General features: G+C 71.1%; 18 protein-coding genes. 9 read left to right on the top strand and 9 right to left on the bottom strand.

Annotated features, from left to right (window positions below):
* The coding region (locus AC30CM_RS12665; protein WP_490117222.1) for a DUF7159 family protein at positions 1-891 on the bottom strand (891 nt) is incomplete at its 3' end.
* A gap of 422 nt (positions 892-1,313) precedes the next feature.
* Between AC30CM_RS12665 and AC30CM_RS12660 the strand changes: the two genes are divergently transcribed.
* On the top strand, positions 1,314-2,777 hold the full coding sequence (locus AC30CM_RS12660; RefSeq protein WP_490117221.1) for a peptide MFS transporter: 1,464 nt from the start codon (positions 1,314-1,316) through the stop codon (positions 2,775-2,777).
* A 6-nt stretch (positions 2,778-2,783) separates the two neighbouring features.
* On the opposite strand, the gene AC30CM_RS12655 is transcribed toward AC30CM_RS12660, so the two are convergent.
* The 3 genes from AC30CM_RS12655 to AC30CM_RS12645 form a co-directional block, all read right to left on the bottom strand.
* Entirely contained in the window at positions 2,784-3,734 is a 951-nt protein-coding gene (locus AC30CM_RS12655; RefSeq protein ID WP_490117220.1) for a threonine ammonia-lyase, read from the bottom strand.
* 94 nt (positions 3,735-3,828) lie between these two features.
* Positions 3,829-4,713 carry a cyclopropane mycolic acid synthase family methyltransferase gene (locus AC30CM_RS12650; protein ID WP_490117219.1) on the bottom strand — a complete coding sequence of 295 codons (885 nt, stop codon included), beginning with the start codon at positions 4,711-4,713 and terminating at the stop codon, positions 3,829-3,831.
* A 276-nt stretch (positions 4,714-4,989) separates the two neighbouring features.
* A complete protein-coding gene (locus tag AC30CM_RS12645) occupies positions 4,990-5,865 on the bottom strand; it encodes a TIGR03854 family LLM class F420-dependent oxidoreductase (RefSeq protein ID WP_490117218.1) in 876 nt (291 codons plus the stop codon).
* 90 nt (positions 5,866-5,955) lie between these two features.
* On the opposite strand from AC30CM_RS12645, the gene AC30CM_RS12640 reads away from it, so the two are divergent.
* The gene (locus AC30CM_RS12640) at positions 5,956-7,011 is read left to right on the top strand and encodes a serine hydrolase domain-containing protein (protein WP_490117217.1); all 1,056 of its coding nucleotides are present in this window, start codon (positions 5,956-5,958) and stop codon (positions 7,009-7,011) included.
* 29 nt (positions 7,012-7,040) lie between these two features.
* A complete protein-coding gene (locus AC30CM_RS12635; protein WP_490117216.1) occupies positions 7,041-7,517 on the top strand; it encodes an SRPBCC family protein in 477 nt (158 codons plus the stop codon).
* An 81-nt stretch (positions 7,518-7,598) separates the two neighbouring features.
* Here AC30CM_RS12635 and AC30CM_RS12630 read toward each other — a convergent pair whose 3' ends face one another.
* Both AC30CM_RS12630 and AC30CM_RS12625 read right to left on the bottom strand, forming a co-directional pair.
* A complete protein-coding gene (locus AC30CM_RS12630; protein ID WP_490117215.1) occupies positions 7,599-8,084 on the bottom strand; it encodes a hypothetical protein in 486 nt (161 codons plus the stop codon).
* A 153-nt stretch (positions 8,085-8,237) separates the two neighbouring features.
* Entirely contained in the window at positions 8,238-8,780 is a 543-nt protein-coding gene (locus tag AC30CM_RS12625; RefSeq protein WP_490117214.1) for a TetR/AcrR family transcriptional regulator, read from the bottom strand.
* Positions 8,781-8,804: 24 nt separating this feature from the next.
* On the opposite strand from AC30CM_RS12625, the gene AC30CM_RS12620 reads away from it, so the two are divergent.
* The 3 genes from AC30CM_RS12620 to AC30CM_RS12610 all read left to right on the top strand — a co-directional run bounded on the left by AC30CM_RS12620 (position 8,805) and on the right by AC30CM_RS12610 (position 11,207).
* Entirely contained in the window at positions 8,805-9,293 is a 489-nt protein-coding gene (locus AC30CM_RS12620) for an FAD-dependent monooxygenase (protein ID WP_490117213.1), read from the top strand.
* 96 nt (positions 9,294-9,389) lie between these two features.
* Positions 9,390-9,845 (top strand): hypothetical protein, encoded by a 456-nt coding sequence (locus tag AC30CM_RS12615; protein WP_490117212.1) that lies wholly within the window; start codon positions 9,390-9,392, stop codon positions 9,843-9,845.
* Between the two features lie 78 nt (positions 9,846-9,923).
* Positions 9,924-11,207 (top strand): cytochrome P450, encoded by a 1,284-nt coding sequence (locus tag AC30CM_RS12610; RefSeq protein ID WP_490117211.1) that lies wholly within the window; start codon positions 9,924-9,926, stop codon positions 11,205-11,207.
* Positions 11,208-11,217: 10 nt separating this feature from the next.
* On the opposite strand, the gene AC30CM_RS12605 is transcribed toward AC30CM_RS12610, so the two are convergent.
* The 3 genes from AC30CM_RS12605 to AC30CM_RS12595 all read right to left on the bottom strand — a co-directional run bounded on the left by AC30CM_RS12605 (position 11,218) and on the right by AC30CM_RS12595 (position 13,965).
* Positions 11,218-11,670 (bottom strand): hypothetical protein, encoded by a 453-nt coding sequence (locus AC30CM_RS12605; RefSeq protein ID WP_490117210.1) that lies wholly within the window; start codon positions 11,668-11,670, stop codon positions 11,218-11,220.
* A 122-nt stretch (positions 11,671-11,792) separates the two neighbouring features.
* Entirely contained in the window at positions 11,793-12,923 is a 1,131-nt protein-coding gene (locus AC30CM_RS12600; RefSeq protein ID WP_490117209.1) for a glycosyltransferase, read from the bottom strand.
* Between the two features lie 94 nt (positions 12,924-13,017).
* On the bottom strand, positions 13,018-13,965 hold the full coding sequence (locus tag AC30CM_RS12595; RefSeq protein ID WP_490117208.1) for a dienelactone hydrolase family protein: 948 nt from the start codon (positions 13,963-13,965) through the stop codon (positions 13,018-13,020).
* 81 nt (positions 13,966-14,046) lie between these two features.
* Between AC30CM_RS12595 and AC30CM_RS12590 the strand changes: the two genes are divergently transcribed.
* From AC30CM_RS12590 to AC30CM_RS12580, 3 genes are all read left to right on the top strand, one after another.
* A complete protein-coding gene (locus tag AC30CM_RS12590; RefSeq protein ID WP_490117207.1) occupies positions 14,047-14,979 on the top strand; it encodes an SDR family oxidoreductase in 933 nt (310 codons plus the stop codon).
* Between the two features lie 91 nt (positions 14,980-15,070).
* Positions 15,071-16,852 carry an N-acyl-D-amino-acid deacylase family protein gene (locus tag AC30CM_RS12585; protein ID WP_490117206.1) on the top strand — a complete coding sequence of 594 codons (1,782 nt, stop codon included), beginning with the start codon at positions 15,071-15,073 and terminating at the stop codon, positions 16,850-16,852.
* Positions 16,842-17,330 (top strand): nuclear transport factor 2 family protein, encoded by a 489-nt coding sequence (locus AC30CM_RS12580; protein WP_490117205.1) that lies wholly within the window; start codon positions 16,842-16,844, stop codon positions 17,328-17,330. The genes AC30CM_RS12585 and AC30CM_RS12580 overlap by 11 nt, the downstream gene beginning before the upstream one ends.
* The last annotated feature ends 33 nt before the right edge of the window (positions 17,331-17,363 follow it).

The raw sequence follows: 17,363 nt of genomic DNA, 5'->3' as shown, positions 1-17,363 counted from the left end.
GGCGACGGGCGCCTCGGGTGCGGCCGCCACCGCGGGCGTCGCGGCCCGGGGCGCCTCGTGCCGCGGCGACAGCTGCAGGCTGACCGCCACCGACACCGACACCACGAACGTCACCACGCCGGCGACGAGCATCGTCGCCGCGCCGACGGGAACGAGGCCACGGCGCGACGGCGTGGCGGGTGACGTCCTGGCGTAGGCGACGAACGCGCTGGTCACGTCGTCGAGGCCCGCGGCCGTGTGGGCGGACGCCAGCGCCGCCCCCCGCGCCAGCGCGAGCTGGGCCTCGGCGGGTGCGAACACCGGCACGGACAGGACGTCCTCGAGCGTGGGCACGAGAGGCGCGAACCGGCCGCTGTCGGAGCCGACGAGGACCAGCGCCTCGGGCTGCCAATCCGCCTTGGTGAAGACCGTCGACAGCCAACCGATCAGGTCCTCGTCGCCGTCCACGGCGTGGTTGAACGCGGTCTGGACGGCACCGTCGGCCCGTACCACCAGGGCGACGACCGCACCGGGCTCCACGACGCACACCGCGGTGCTCTCGTGGCCGATGACCTCCGCGATCCCCCTGGCGAGCGCCTCGGTGGCCTCCGGCATCCGGATGGGCACCACGTTGTCGAACCCGGCCTCCGACAGCGACCGCACCAGCATCGACGCCTCGGCGTCGGCGTCCTGACTCCACGTCACGCCGATGGAATGCAACCGCAGCCCGCGCGACTCCGCGAGGTCCCGGGAACGTCGAATGGCGGCCGTGGCCTGCTCGGAGGTGTGAACGGCGCCGTCGAGGGCACCGAACGCGTTGCCGTCCATCGTGGCGCCATCGCCGTCGAGGCCTTCGACGAGGACCAGACCAACGGACGACGACGTCATCGACAAGCCGAGTACCGCGTCCACGTACATCCCTTCGGAGCCCTTCGTCGCAAGAGACTACCCGCCATCGTGGGTTCCGGCTCGATCGGGGATCGGCCGCCGCGCCGGCCCCGGCGGCCGCCTCGGACGTGACGAGCCGCTGCCCGTGACCGTCATCGCCCCGGCGTCCCCACCCCGCGGGCGCGCCGTCCTCGGACATCCCGCCGGGCTGATGAACGTGGCGAGTGTCGAGCCGTGGGAACGGTTTTCGCTTCGCGGGATGCCCAGCATCCCCGGCCACGACATGGCCTACTCCGGGATCCTCGGCGGCATCGCCGTCGCGGTCGCGCCGTGGCGTGGGCCGTGGCGGGCCTCATCAGCGGGCACCTGGGCGGCCTCCACCGAGCGACGCTCCGGCAGCCGTCGAAATCGGGTAGCGGGTCGGCGATCGTGGCAGGGTGGCCCCCATGTCAACGCACTCCACGAAACCCGTACGAGCCGGGCGGACGGTGATCGGTCATCCCATCGGCCTGGTCAACCTGTTCGGCGTCGAGCTGTGGGAACGGTTCTCGTTCTACGGGATGCTCACCATCCTGGGTTACTACCTGTACTACTCGGTGACCGACGGCGGGCTGGGGTTGCCGCAGGCCACGGGCACCGGGATCGTGGGCGCCTACGGCGGCCTGGTGTACCTGTCGACCGTGCTCGGCGGCTGGATCGCCGACCGCCTGCTCGGCATGGAACGCACCGTGTTCTACGGCGGCGTCGTGGTCATGCTCGGCCACGTCGCGCTGGCCATCCTGCCGGGACTCACCGGCGTCGGCGTCGGCCTGACCCTGGTGGCGCTGGGCTCCGGCGCCCTCAAGGCCAACGCGTCGTCGCTGCTCGGCACCCTCTACGACAAGGGCGACGCCCGCGCCGACGGCGGCTTCACCCTGTTCTACCTCGGCATCAACCTCGGTGCCTTCATCGGACCGCTGCTGACCGGCCTGCTGCAGACCCACCTCGGTTTCCACTACGGCTTCGGCGCCGCGGCCATCGGCATGGCGTTGGGCCTCGCCCAGTACGTCGCCTTCCGCCGCAACCTCGGCGAGCACGGCCGCGAGGTGCCCAACCCGCTGCCGCGCCACGAGATCGTGCGTTACGTGGCGGCCGCGGTGGTCGTGCTGGTCGTGATCGGCGTCGCGCTGACCACGGGCCTCGTGGCCCTGGCCAACCTGTCGCAGATCACCACCGGCATCATCGTCGTCGCCTCGATCGCCTACTTCGCCGTGATGCTCTCCAGCGCCAAGGTCGAACCGGTCGAGAAGGTGCGCGTGCGCGCCTTCATCCCGCTGTTCGTCGCCAACGCGGTGTTCTGGTCCTTGTTTCAGCAGATCTTCACCGTGCTGGCGGTGTACTCCGACGAGCGGATGAACTGGTCGATCTTCGGCTGGACGGCGCCGTCGAGCTGGATCGGCTCGATCGAACCGGTGTGGATCATCCTGCTGTCACCCGTGTTCGCCGCGATGTGGACGCGGCTGGGCAACCGTGCGCCCACCACGCCCCGCAAGTTCGCCTACGGCGTCATCGGGATGGGCGCGGCGTTCCTGCTGTTCCTGCCGATGGCGGGCACCACCGGGCGGGCGGTGCCCGCGCTGCTGATCGTGGCGATCATGGCGGTGTTCGCGGTGTCGGAGCTGATGCTGTCCCCCATCGGTCTGGCGGTCACCACCAAGCTCGCACCGCACGCGTTCCGCGCCCAGATGATGGCGCTCTACTTCTTCTCCGTGGGCCTGGGGACGTCGATGTCGGGCGTGCTGGCGAAGTACTACTCCGCCGACCGCGAGTTCGCCTACTTCGGCATCCTCGGCGCCGTGGCCATCGCGGTGGGCGTGGTGGTGTTCGCGCTGTCGGGATGGATCAGCCGGCTCATGGAGGGCGTGCACTGACGCCGGTCAGCCCGCCAGGATGTCGCGCAGCAGAGCCGGGTCCAGGTTGCCGCCGGAGAGCACCGCGACGGTGCGCCCCAACGGCCCCGCGAGGCTGCGGTAGGCCGCCAGGGCGACGGCCCCGCTGGGCTCGGCCACCAGGTGTGCGCGCAATGCCAGCTCGCGCACCGCGGCGCGGATGTCGTCCTCGGACACCGTGACCAGATCGTCGAGCACGTGCCGCAGGTGCGCGAACGTCAGCTCGGAGGGCTGGGAGCGGAGGCCGTCGGCGATGGTGCGGTTGCGCTCGGAGACCGGCCAGTCCACCCGATGACCCACGCGCAGGCCCTCGGCCGTGTCGGCCGCCAACTCGGGCTCGACCCCGACGATGCGCGCGCCCGGGCACGCGGCCCGCACCGCCACGCCGATGCCGGAGCACAGTCCCCCGCCGCTGACCGGGACCAGCACGGTCTGGACGTCGGGCAGATCCTCGGCGATCTCGAGGCCGATGGTGCCCTGCCCGGCGATGACGTCGGGGTGGTCGAAGGGCGGGATCAACACCCCGCCGGTGTCGTCGACGACCCGTGCCGCGACGGTCTCGCGCTGCCCGGCCCCGCACAGCACGACGTCGGCGCCCCACCCGCGGGTGGCGTCGATCTTGACCCTCGGCGTCTCCTCGGGCATGACGATGGTGGCCGCGATGCCGTACGTCGCCGCCGCGTGGGCAACGGCCTGGGCGTGGTTGCCGCTGGAGTAGGCGACCACGCCCCTGGCCCGCGTGGCGGGGTCGAGCGCGGCGAGGGCGTTGAACGCGCCGCGCACCTTGAAAGCACCGATGGGCTGCAGGTTCTCGGGTTTGAGCCACAGCTGATCGGTGTCCCGGCGGGCCCACGGCGCAGGCACCAGTGGCGTCCTGACGACGAACGGCCGGATTCGGTCCGCGGCCGTGCGGACGTCGGCGAGGGTGACGAGATTCATCTGGCTCCTTCGCTTCCGCGGTCTCACCCCATATTGCGAGACGCACCCCGCCGCGTGCTAGCGGCGAGGTGCGTCTCGGGTGCCGACGGTGAGGCTACTTCTGCAGCGTGAACTGGCAGATGTCGGTATAGCCGTCGCGGAACAGGTCCGCGCAGCCGGTGAGGTACTTCATGTAGCGCTCGTACACCTCGACCGACTGGATGGCGATGGCCTCGTCCTTGCGGGATTCCAGCGCCTGGGCCCAGATGTCGAGGGTGCGCGCGTAGTGCAGCCGCAGCCGTTGAGCGCGGGTCAGCTCGAAGCCCACCTTCGCGGCATGGGCCTCGACGACGTCGGGCTTCGGCAGGTCTCCGCCCGGGAAGATCTCGTCCATGATGAACTTCGAGAACCGCAGCAGCTTCATGTTGACCGGCAGCCCGCTGGCGGCGAATTCCTCGTCGGACGGCTTGATGATGGTGTGCAGCAGCATCACGCCGTCGTCCGGCAGCACCGAGTACGCCATCTTGAAGAAGTCGTCGTAGCGGTCGCGACCGAAGTGCTCGAACGCGCCGATGCTGACGATGCGGTCGACGGGCTCGTCGAACTGCTCCCACCCCGACAGCAGCACGCGCTTGCTCCGTGGGCTCTCCGAGGCGTCGAGCAGTTGCTGCACGTGTGACTGCTGGTTGCGGCTGAGCGTCAGGCCGATGACGTTGACGTCGTACTTCTCCAGCGCCCGGTTGACCGTCGCGCCCCAGCCGCAGCCGATGTCCAGCAGCGTCATGCCGGGCTGCAGGCCCAGCTTCCCCAGCGACAGGTCGATCTTGGCGATCTGCGCTTCCTCGAGCGTCATGTCGTCGCGCTCGAAATAGGCGCAGCTGTAGGTCTGCGTCGGATCCAGGAAGAGCTGGAAGAACTCGTTGGAGAGGTCGTAGTGCGCCTGCACGTCCTCGAAGTGCGGCTCCAACGCGTCGCCGCCGCTCGTCGTGGTGTCTGACATGTTCGTATCTGGCAAGTCCTGGCCTCTGACTCTTGAGTCGTGGTGGTTCTTCCGAGGCCCCGTTTTTTGAAGCCTTCCCCATACCCGATGCGGCAGTCTATGCACACTACCTGAGCGGCAAAGCCCCGAACCAATCGGCAGGTTAGCGTGTGCGCGGCGCCGAGAGGCGCGGCGCAGCGGCGCTGACCTGCGACGCCTTTGTTTCGTGCGGCTAACCAATTTGCTTTGCTGGCAGCCCCTCCCGCGACCCCGGGTCACGCGAACGTCACCGTCACGTCAGTTCTGCCGCGGGAGCAACTCCCGCGCGAACCGCTCCGCGAAGTCCGCGACGTCCCCGCCCGCGGGCCGGATCACGAACTTCGACAGCCCCGCGTCGACGAACGCGTCGATCCGCCGATGCAACTGCGGCCAGTCGACGGCGACGAGTTCGGTCGGGTCGACGTCGGGTCGACGCTTGGCGACCGCCGCCAGCAGCGCGTCGTCGTGGCGGCCCGGGCTGACGGCCAGGTTGATGCCGTAGTGATCGTCGTCGATCCGGCGGCCGGCGTCGGCAGCCGCGTCCTCGATGAGTTCCCGGCCACGGCGCGCCTCGTCGGGACGCAGGAAGCTGCCCAGCCACCCGTCGGCCAAGCGGCCGATGCGTCTCAAGCCCGCAGGCGCCGATCCGCCCAACCAGATGTCGAGCGGAACCACCGGCCGCGGGGCGACGGCCGTCGACTCCAAGGAGAAGAACTCGCCGTGGAAGGGCCCCCCGTCGTGCAGAGCGGTCCGCAACAGCCGCAGCGACTCGTCGAACACCGCCGCACGGCGACCCTCGGGCACCACGAACGCGGCACGCTCGGCCGCCGACGCGGGCTGCAGCCCGAAGACCGGCAGGACGCGCTTGGGGGCCAGCGCCGCCAACGACGCCAACTGCGCGGCGACCTGGACGGGGTGGCGTCCGGGGAGCACCGCCACCGACGAGCCGACCTTCAACCGGGTGGTGCGGGCCAGGGCGTGGGACATCCCGACGACGGGATCGATCGCGTCGGCGTACGGCAGCTCGGAGAACCACAGCGAGTCGACGCCGAGCGCTTCGAGCCGGTCGACGAGGTCGGCAAGCCCGGCGTGCGACACGTCGCCCGCCAGGCCGACGCCGAATCGAATCTTCATCGCCTCCAGTGAACCTCGTGGCCTCGCCCCGGTAGCCGACGGTCGGCGATGATGGTGACGTCGACCGCCCACCTCGCAGACGGGACCCCGATGACCCCGACCGCCCGCCGTCTGCTGCCGACCGCGCGCCTCGACGCCGCCGTCACCGAGGCGCTGCCGGCGACGGGCGTCGCGGGTGCCGTCGTGGGCGTGTGGAGGTGCCACGACGCCTACACGAGGGCGTTCGGGGTGGCCGACACCGCGACCGGCGAGCCGATGCGCACCGACGTTCACCACCGGATCGGCAGCGTTACCAAGACGTTCACGGTCACCGCGGTGCTGCAACTGGTCGACGACGGCGAGATTCGGCTCGACGATTCCGTCGCCGACTACGTCGACGGCGTGCCGGGCGGCGACCGGATCACGGTGCGGCACCTGGCCCGGATGCAGAGCGGGTTGCCCAACTACAGCACGTCGACGGCATTCGCCGCCCAGCTCTTCGCCGACCCGCAGCGCCACTTCTGCCCGCGCGAGTTGCTGGACATCGCGTTCGCTCGCCCCGTGTCGTTCGCGCCGGGTGACGACTTCGAATACTCCAACACCAACACCGTGCTGCTGGGAATCATCGTCGAGGAGGTCGGCGGGCTGCCCCTCGCCGACCACGTACGCACCCGCATCACCGACCCACTGGGCCTGCGGCACACCGGTTTTCCGGTGGGCACCGAGTTCGAGGACCCGCACGCCCAGGGGTACCTGAAGGTGGGCGACGACGAGGCCGTCACCACGGACTGGAACCCCAGCTGGGCCGGCGCCGCCGGCGCGATGACCTCGACCCTCGACGACATGCGCGCCTGGGCCGCGGCGTTGGGAGCCGGCGCGCTGCTGACGCCCGAGACGCACCGGCAGCGGCTCGAGACCGTCTCGCTGCCGACGCTCCCCCCGCACTACGGCTACGGCCTGGGGCTGTTCGACCTCGCAGGCTGGGTCGGACACAACGGCAGCCTGCCGGGCTATCAGACCGTGGTGGCACGCCTGGCCGACGGTCCCACCACGATGGTGGTGTTGCTCAATGGGAGCGCCGCCACCCCGGACGGGGACCCGAGCACCGTGGTCGCGAACGCGATCACCCGAGTCATCAGCCCCGACCACGTGTACACCTTGGGGTGACGAGTACGGGTTCGGCGAGGAGGAACGTCATGAAGGCATCCGTCACGGTGTCGATGTCGGCACCGGCACGACGCATCTGGGATCTGGTGGCCGACGTCCGCAACACGGGCCGGTTCTCCCCCGAGACCTTCGAAGCCGAGTGGCTCGACGGCGCGACGGGACCGACGCTCGGTGCGAGGTTTCGCGGCCACGTGCGGCGCAACGAGATCGGGCCCGTCTATTGGACGACGTGCCGCGTCACGGCATGCGATCCCGGCCGCGAGTTCGGGTTCGAGGTGCTGGTCGGCGATCGTCCGGTGAACAACTGGCACTACCGCTTCGAGCCGACGGCCTCGGGCACCGACGTCACGGAGTCGTTCCACATGCCCGAGGGTGTGGTCACCACCCTGTTCGGCCTCTTCGGCGGCCAGCTTCGACGGCGCCGCAACGCTCGCGACATGCGCAGAACGCTGGAACGCATCAAGGCCGTCGTGGAGAACGACGTGGAGAACCCCGCCGAGGCGTAGGACGGGTCGCCGGCAACCCCCGCCCCACGGGCGCCGCGGGTGGCGAAGCACCCACGGCGCCCCGGGTCGAGGCCGACGACGTCAGTTGACGCCCACCCCGAAGATCGGGATCCACTGGCCGAACAGCCAGATGCCCCACTGTCGGTTGCCGTCGTCCCACACGGTCGGCAGGTCGTAGCCCCAATAGTTCACGCGTGGCGGCAGCGGACCGCCGTTCCACTGCAGCGGCGGCGGTGGGCCCCATCCCCACGGCGGCGGGCCGTTGCGGTCGTCCCACCACGGGTGCGGGTTGTTGGCCCACCACGGCCCCTTGTCGGGCCCCTTGTCGGGCCCCTTGCCCGGCCCCGGGCCCCGGTCGTCCCACTGGTGGTCGTGACCCCGTCCAGGATCGTCGCCGCACCAGGGCGGGCAGTACTGGTCGTTGCCGTGCCCGGGCTTGAGCGGCACCGGGGCAACGGGCGCAGCCGAGGCCACCGGGATGGCCGCGGCCGCGGAGCCGAGTCCCAGGCCGGCCGCGACGACGGCGGTGGCGACCAGCGTGGACGTCTTTCCCATCTTCTTCGTCATGTCACTCCTACCCCGTGACCGGTCAGCGCCCTGAACGCCGGCCGATCACGTAGCTCTCCTTCGTGACCCCCGTTCGACTATCGACGGTCGGCCCCGCGGCGTTACCCGCGTGTGGTCGCGACCGGCGTAACCGCAGGTCAGCGCCCGACGGGACTAGTGGGCGGTGAGATAGCGCTGCACGGTGGGGCCCAGCCAGTCCACGAGTTCGTCTCGAGGCAGGTCGACGACCGGTGGTAGGCGAAGCACGAAACGACACAACGCCATTCCGAGGATCGCAGTGGCGAGCAGGCCGGCGCGGCGCGGGGCGTCGTCGGGTACCACCTTGGCGATCGCAGGCAGGAGTTGGCCGGCGAAGATGTCGGTCATGCGTTGCGCCGCTTCGGAATTGGTGGTCGACGACCGCAACAGGACCACCAGGGCGTCGTCGTCCTCCCAGCGTGACAGGAAGTGGCGGACCAGCGTGACGCCCAAGCGGTCCGGGGGCACGTCGGACAGGTCGGGGAACCGCAGGTCGAAGTCGGCGGCCGCGGCGAACAGTCGGTCCTTGCTACCGAAGTAGCGGATCACCATCGAGGGATCGATGTGCGCGTCGGCGGCGATGGTCCTGATCGTCGCGGCCTCGTAGCCCACCTCGGCGAACCTCTCCCGCGCCGCGGCCAGGATGGCCGCCCTGGTCCGATCCGCTTTCGTTCCCACCCGACCAGCGTAAGCCAACACCCGTTGACTTCGGCGCCGCCGTACGACGCTCCCGAGCAGCCCGGGACGGACCTGGTGCAGGCGCTGCTGGACGCCAGGGGGCCCGGCGGCATCGTCGTCACCGACGTCTCCTGGGGTTCGCGGTTCCGCATCCACCACCGCGTCGCCGACACCTACCGTGCGGGCCGCGTCATGCTCGCCGGGGACGCCGCGCACGTGCACAGTCCCGCAGGCGGACAGGGCATGAACCTGGGCATCCAGGACGCCGTGGCCCTCGCCGACGCGCTGACGGTCGTTCTCGCCGGTGGTCCCGACGCGCTGCTCGACGACTACGCGACGACCCGGCGGCCGATCGCCCGGCAGGTCATCGCGCTGACCGACCGCCTCACGCGCCTGGCGACCGTGCCGCGCCCCCTTCGTCCGATCCGCAACGCCGTGCTGAGCACCGTCGGCCGCACGCCCCCGGTCACCCGCGCCCTGGCATCACGGTTGTCCGGATTGGTCTACCGCTGATCCCGGCCACCTCGACCGAAGACGAGGTCGTCCGGGCCGCCCGGCGCCACCACAGCGGCGCGGTTGGCCGCAGCACGATGCGGGTACTGCGAGCACGTGGCGCAGCCAGAATCCCCTCTCCGCGCAGACGACGACCGCTACGGCCTCGACCGCAAGCCGCCGGGCGTCTCCGACGACACCATCGCCGCGGTCGGCAAGCTGTCCGAGGCGCTCGAGTACGTGGAACGGGCCCGCGGTCACCTCTACGAGTTCCACCAGCTGATGGGGCACGCCGACCTCGTCGTCGGGGAGGCGTGCGACGCCCTGCGCGACGCCGGCCACGACGACGAGGCGCAGCGCCTCGAGACCGAGATGGTCGGACTCAACGTGTTGCCCGGGCGGTGGACGTTCCAGGTGGTCGAGGAGTTCGACGACGGCTACTGGACGCAGATCCGCTCCCACGAGCGACGGCTGCGGGACGCCCTGACGCACGGCGTGCGGCATGCGCACGAGGCCGGGATGAAGGAGCAGCGGCGCACCCACGGGCAACCGGGGCACGAAGCCCGGCCCTGATCCGCGCCCCGGCCGCGAACGCGGGGTTACCCTCGGCGACGGGCAATGACGCTGCGAGGGTGCAGGTGGTGAGGCGACGTGACGATCGCGACGCGGGTCAACGGTGTGGCCCCCGAGCTGGTGTCGGCGGCCGACGTGCACCTGGGCGACTGGGACTTCTGGGCCCGCGACGACGACGCCCGCGACGGTGCGTTCGCGGCGCTGCGGCGCGAGGCGCCGGTGTCCCTCCACTCCGAGTTCCTGGTGGACGGGATGGCGCAGGGCCGCGGGCACTGGGCGGTGACGCGGCATGCCGACGTGCTGTTCGCCAGCCGCCATCCGGACGTCTTCAGCTCGGCCGGGGGCATCACGATCGGTGACCAGACGCCCGAACTCGCAGAGTACTTCGGTTCCATGATCGCGATGGACGATCCGCGGCACGCGCGGCTGCGCAACATCGTGCGTAGCGCCTTCACCCCGCGGGTCCTGGCCGTGATCGAGGACTCGGTGCGCGACCGGGCCCGCCGGCTCGTCGCCGGCCTCGTGGCCGGGCACCCCGACGGCGCGGGTGAGCTGGTGAGCGACCTCGCCGGTCCGCTGCCCCTGCAGGTCATCTGCGACATGATGGGGATCCCGGAGCGCGACCACGATCGGATCTTCACGTGGACCAACGTGATCCTGGGTTTCGGAGATCCGGACATCACGACCGACTTCGAAGAGTTCTTCCGCGTCGCCATGGACATCGGCGCCTACGCCACCGCCCTCGCCGACGACCGTCGGCAAAACCCCGCCGACGACCTGACCACGAGCCTGGTGCAGGCGGAACTCGACGGGGAGCGGCTGTCGTCGGCCGAGGTGGCGTCGTTCTTCATCCTGCTAGTGGTGGCGGGCAACGAGACCACCCGCAACGCCATCACCCACGGGGTGGTGGCGTTGAGCCGCCACCCCGAGCAGCGCGCGCTGTGGTGGTCGGACTACGCCGCCGTCGCGCCGACGGCGGTCGAGGAGATCGTGCGGTGGGCATCACCGGTGAGCTACATGCGCCGCACCGTGACGCGTCCGGTGCAGTTGGGCGGGGTGTCGTTGGCCGAGGGTGACAAGGTGACGCTGTGGTACGGCTCGGCCAACCGTGACGAGTCGGTGTTCGCCGACCCGTGGACGTTCGACGTGCGCAGGCACCCCAATCCGCACCTGGGCTTCGGGGGTGGCGGTGCCCACTTCTGCCTGGGCGCCAACCTGGCCCGGCGCGAGATCACCGTGGCGTTCGAGGAGATCCACCGGCAGATCCCGGACCTGGTGGCGACCGCCGAGCCGGATCGGCTGCAGTCGGCGTTCATCCACGGGATCAAGCGACTTCCCGTCGGGTGGACACCGCCGGCCTGACCTCCGGCGGTCAGCGCGCGACGTGGCGCGCCTGCGGGTCGCCGTCGATCACGACGCGATCGGACGCCTCGGCCGAGCCGTGGGCCACGTCGTCTGCCGAGTCCCGCTGGCGCGCAGCGTTCTTCGTCCGGGGATCCAGGGCGTCGGCACGCTCGCGGCGCTCGTCGAGTTCGTCACGCGTGCTGTCCACGGCCTCGCGGTGGGTGCTCGCCCGATCCTGCAGGCGCGCCGCCTCCGCCGCCTTGGCCTCGGCTTCGGCCTGGGCCGCGCGGGCCTTGGCCTCGGTCTCGGCGGCGATGGCCTCGCGCCGTTGGAGACGCTTGCCCTCTTCGTCGACCTCCTGCCGGATCCGGTCGGCTTCCGCGCGACGCTTGCGCATGGTGGCCGCGCGTGCGGCGAAGGCGATGGCGAGCACCGCGACGACGGCGACGATCCCGATGACGATCCAGGCGGTGGTGGACATGACGGGCTCCTTCGTATCGGCGGCACGCCCCGGACGTTTCCCGCGATGATCACGCGTATTGACGTACCTGCTGATTCTGCGGGTGCCCTGGAACGGATGCCCTCAAACGCCCACGCGCGGCGTCAGCCCCGGCCATCCCCTGCAGCCGGCGTGGCACCCAACGCCGTCAACATCCCGGCCGCCGACCGCGGCCACGGGAACTGCTCGGCCCGCCGCCTCGCGTCGCGCCGACGCGCACCCTCGGGCCTGCCGATGACCGTGCGCACGGCACGGGCGATGGCCGTCGCGTCGTTGTCGGCGGCCACGCCGCTGTCGGTGGTGAGGATCTCGGCCAGCGCCGAGGTCTTGGACACCACGGCCGGGGTGCCGCAGGCGAGCGCCTCCAGGGCGGCCAGCCCGAAGGTCTCGTGCGGCCCCGGCGCCAGTGCGACGTCGGCGGAGGCGAGCATGGTCGCCACGGTGTCCCGGCACCGGATGAACCCGGTGAAGTCGACGGGAAGCCGCGCCGCCCGACGCTCCAATCGGGGGCGTAGCGGCCCCTCTCCAACCACCACCAGACGCGCGTCGACACCCGAATCACGAAGCGCGGCCACGGTGTCGATGCTGCGATGCACGTGCTTCTCCACCGAGAGCCGACCACAGTGCACCAGCAGCGTCTGATCCGGTGTGGCCCACCGGCTGCGCTCGGCCCGACTGTGCCTGCGCGGATGGAACCGTTCGAGGTCGACGCCCAGCGGCACCGTCACGACGTTGGCGGCCCCGATGCGGTCGAACTCCTCGCGCGCGAACGCGGTGGTGCACACCACCGCGTCGTACTCGGCGGCGGTGCGGCGGTTGGCGGCGTCGGCCACCCTCGTGGCCATCGGCGACGGCAGCACCTGCCCGACGAGGCGGTCCAACCGTTCGTGCGAGATCATCACCGTGGCCACGCCGTTGGCGGCGCCCCACCGGCCCAGCGACCGCAGGGTCAGCCGATCGGACACTTCGATGGCGTCCGGTCGGAGCCGCTCCAGCAGCCGGGTCACGGCGCCGGGCGATACGGCCCGGTAGCCGCCGGTGAAGGGGATCAGTCGGGCGGGCAGCGACGTCCGCAGCACGCCCGACGCCAGCCGGCACGTCTGCACCGACGCCCCGGGGACCACCAGGTGCACCTCGTGCCCGGACGCGCAGTACTCGGCGCCGAGGCGGTCGACCGCGGTGCGCAACCCACCCGAGCGCGGCCCGTAGAAGTTCGCCACCTGGATCACCCGCATGTGCAGCGATCACAGCCCGCCCACACGACCGTAGGCGAACGGGCGGCGATCGCCGTGGTGAACGCGCGGCGAACACGGCTGCCCGCGAGGCGTGTCAGCCGACGTGCGCGCTCAGCCAGTCCCCCACGCGGCGCCACGCGTCGGCGGCGGCGGTCGGGTCGTAACGCTGGCCGGTGTCGTTGAAGAACGCGTGGTCGGCGCCGGGTTCGACCACCAGCTCGTGCACCATGCCGGCCTTGGTGAGTGCCTGCTCGGCAGCGTCGCGCGTGGCGTTGACGCGGGCATCCTTCTCGCCGTAGAACCCAAGCACCGCAACGTCCTTCGACCCGGCGAAGTCCGCGCCGTCGGGCAGCGGGCCGTAGAACGGGAACGCCGCCGCCAGCCGCGGCTCGCCCGCGGCCAGCAGCTGCCAGGCCAGCCCGCCGCCCATGCAGAATCCGATGACGGCGAGCTTGGTACCGGGGGCCCGCCGCGCCAGCTCGTCGACCCCGGAGCGCAGGTTCGCCACGAACTGCTCCGGGGTGATGGCGGCCAGTGCCGCGGTGGCCTCCGCGGGATCGGTGAACCGAGCCGTCCCACCTCGGCCGGACAGCAGATCGATGGCCAGTGCCGAGTACCCGATGCCCGCGAAGCGCCCGGCCACCGACTTCGTCCAGTCGGTGAGGCCCTTGTTCTCGTGGATCACCAGGATCGCGCCCCTGGGTTCGCCCGCGGCCACCCAGGCACCCTGCAGCTCCCCGTCCGGGCCGGGCCACGTGATCGCCGCGGTGGGCAGTTCGGCGTCCGCGCCCGGGGGCGGTGCGGCCGGGGCACCGGTGGGCGCCGACGAGCTCGAGGAGCCCGCCGACGGAACCGACGGCGAGGTCGACGACGAGCCCGAGGCGCCGCCGCGATCCTGGCCACAGGCGGCGATCAGGGCGCCGGCCGCGGTCGCCCCGACGCCGATGAGCGCCATCCGCCGCAACGCCTCCCGTCGGGACAGCAGGCCGTCCACGTGATCGGTGGCGATCTCCTCGGCGATGTAGCGCTGCAGCGGGGTCACGCCACCGAGTATGCCCGTCTCCGTATGCCCGTCTCCGCCGAACCAGCCCGGCGAATCCCGGCGAGGCTCGATACTGAGCCGATGTCGTCAGCACTGCCATCCTGGGCGCCGGACCTGCGCGGACGCGTCGCGGTGGTGGCGGGTGCGACGCGCGGGGCCGGGCGGGGCATCGCGGCGGCACTCGGCGAGGCCGGGGCGACGGTGATCTGCACGGGGCGCAGCAGCGAGACGCACCGTCTGCAGTCGGACTACGACCGGCCGGAGACCATCGAGGAGACCGCCCGCCTGGTCGACGCCTTGGGCGGCGTGGGCGTCGCGATTCCCGTCGACCATCTGGACGTCGCCCAGGTGCGGGCCCTGGCGGACCGGGTGGCCGCGGACTACGGGGCGATCGACGTCCTGGTCAACGACCTGTGGGGCGCCGAGGTGCTCAAGGGTGCGCCGCCGACGTGGCACCGCCCGATCTGGGAGCACGACCTGGACGCCGGTTTGCGCATCCTGCGGCTGGGGGTCGATTCGCACCTCATCACGTCGCACTGCCTGCTCCCACTCGTCGTGGCCCGCCCGGGCGGGCTGCTGGTGGAGGTGACCGACGGCACCGCCGAGTTCAATGCGCAGCACTATCGCGTGTCGACGTTCTACGACCTGGCGAAGGTGTCGGCGAATCGCCTGGCCTTCAGCCTGGGCCACGATCTCGCGACCTACGGCGCGACGGCGGTGTCGGTGACGCCGGGGTGGCTGCGCTCGGAGATGATGCTGACCAATTACGGTGTGAGCGAGGATGATTGGCGGTCCGCGATGGATCCGCGACGCGACGACGGCTTCCCGGTGGCGCCGCCGGGTTTCGACGCCTCGGAATCGCCGAGATTCGTGGGCCGCGGCATCGTGGCCGTCGCGATGGATCCGCACCGGGCGCGGTGGAACCAGCGGTCGGTGTCTTCGGCGCGGTTGGCGCGCGAGTACGGCTTCACCGACGTCGACGGCCGCCAACCCGACGCGTGGGGCGAGGAGTGACGGGCGGCCGCGTCGGGGCGGCGGTAGACACAATCGCAGAAGTGTTCACGATTCCGTTGACAGAGGTCCAGTGGCCCTGTTGCATGAGGATGTGACCTACGACACGATCATCCGCAACGGGCTGTGGTTCGACGGCACCGGCGGCCCGTCCGCGGTGCGCAACCTGGGCATTCGCGACGGTCACGTGGTGGCGATCTCGGCCGCCGACCTCGACGAGACCGGCTGTGGGCAGGTCGTCGACGCCAGCGGCCAGTGGGTGATCCCGGGCATGCTGGACATCCACACGCACTACGACGTCGAGGTCCTGGAAGGGCCCGCACTCGCCGAATCGCTGCGCCACGGCGTCACCACGGTGATGCTGGGCTCGTGTTCGCTGTCGACGATTCACGTAGACGGCACCGAGGCCGGCGACCTGTTCGGCCGCGTGGAGGCCATCCCGCGCGAGCACGTCATCACCGCCGTCGAGCACAACAAGGACTGGGCCACCTGCGACGAGTACGTGGCCGCGCTCGAACGGCGGCCGCTGGGCCCCAACGTGGCGGCGTTCATCGGCCATTCCGACATGCGCACGGCCGTCATGGGATTGGAACGCGCGACTCGTTCGGACGTCCGCCCCACCCGCCGCGAGCAGGCCGAGCTGGAACGGATGCTGGCCGAGGCCCTGCGGGCGGGATTCGTCGGGATGTCCTCGCAGCAGCTGCTCTTCGACAAGCTCGACGGCCAGACGTGCCGTTCGCGCACCTTGCCGTCGACGTACGCCAAGGCGCGCGAGCTGCGCCGGCTGAAGGCGTTGCTGCGGCGGGCGGGACGGGTGCTGCAGTCCGGGCCGGACATCGCCAACCCGCTGAACGTCTTCTCGCAGGTGCTGCAATCGGTCGGCGTGGTGCGCAACCCGCTCAAGACCAGCCTGTTGTCGGCCGCCGACGTCAAGTCCAACCCGTACGCCATCCTGATGATGGGCCCGCTGGCCAGGTTCGTGAACGCGCTCGGCGGCGACTTCCGCTGGCAGCATCTGCCCGTGCCGTTCCAGGTGTACGCCGACGGCATCGACCTCGTGGTGTTCGAGGAGTTCGGTTCCGGCGCGGCCGCGTTGCACCTCGCCGACGAGGTGCGGCGCAACGCGTTGATGCGCGACCCCGGCTACCGGCGGGCGTTCCGCAAGGACTACGAGAGCCGGTTCGGCATGCGGGTGTGGCACCGCGACTTCTACGACGCGCACATCGTCGCGTGCCCGGACGCGTCGGTGCTGGGACTGACGTTCGGCGAGGTGGGTCGCCGTCGTGGCGTGCACCCCGTCGACGCGTTCCTGGACCTCGTGGTCGAGCATGGCCGCGAGGTGCGGTGGCACACCACGATTTCCAACCATCGGCCCGAGGTGCTCAAGAAGCTCGCCCGGGACCCGGGGGTGCAGATGGGGTTCTCCGACGCCGGCGCGCACCTGCGCAACATGGCGTTCTACAACATGGGCCTGCGGCTGCTGCGGCACGTCCGCGACGCGCAGCGCGACGGCGCGCCGTTCCTCACGGCGGAACGGGCCGTGCACCGCCTCACCGGCGAACTCGCCGACTGGTACCGCCTGGACGCCGGTCACCTGCGGCTCGGTGACCGCGCCGACATCGCGATCATCGACCCCGAACGGCTCGACGAGACGCTGGACGCCTACGCCGAGGAGGCGGTGGCGCAATACGCGGGTCTGCCCCGGATGGTCAACCGCAACGATGCCACGGTGACCGCGGTGTTCGTCGGCGGCAGAAGGGTGTTCGACCACGGTGTGCCCACGGAGATGGTGGGCCGCACGCGGACGGGCCGCTTCCTGCGCGCCGCGCACCGGGCACCCGCGCTGCCGAGCGACGAGCTGGCCCATGTCGGCTGAGGCCGTCCGGACGGTCCCCGACGGCGGGGGCACCCGCTCCGCCGAGGACACCGTGCGCGGTCTGTGGCGAGCGCTGTCGGCGCGGGACTGGGACACGCTGCGGGCCTACCTGACGGACGACTGCATCTACCTCGACGTGCCGGTGGGGCCGACGGCGGCGGCAAAGGGCCCCGACGACATCGTGAAGCGGCTGAAGATCGGGTTGGCGCCGCTGGCCGGTTACGAGAACTTCGACGGCCTGCTGCTGGCCGTCGACGGTGACGTGATGTACGAGCACCACGAGGAATGGCACTGGGAGAGCGGCGAATCCGCCGTGTTGCGGTTCGTGTCGGTGCATCGCGTCGTCGGCGACAAGGTGAGCCTGTGGAAGGACTACTGGGACATGGGCGCGCTGGCGAACCACGCTCCCCCGTCCTGGCTGGCCGACTTCGCCACGGCGGACATGTCCTGGATGTACGACGCCACCGGCGAGGTGTAGCGGGCGGGCGGACATCGGCGGGCAGACGCCGGC

The sequence above is a fragment of the Mycobacterium sp. DHQP2018-32-09 genome, from assembly GCF_058148405.1.
The sequence above is the reverse complement of the archived record's forward strand: the minus strand, read 5'-3'. Positions and strand labels throughout refer to the sequence as shown.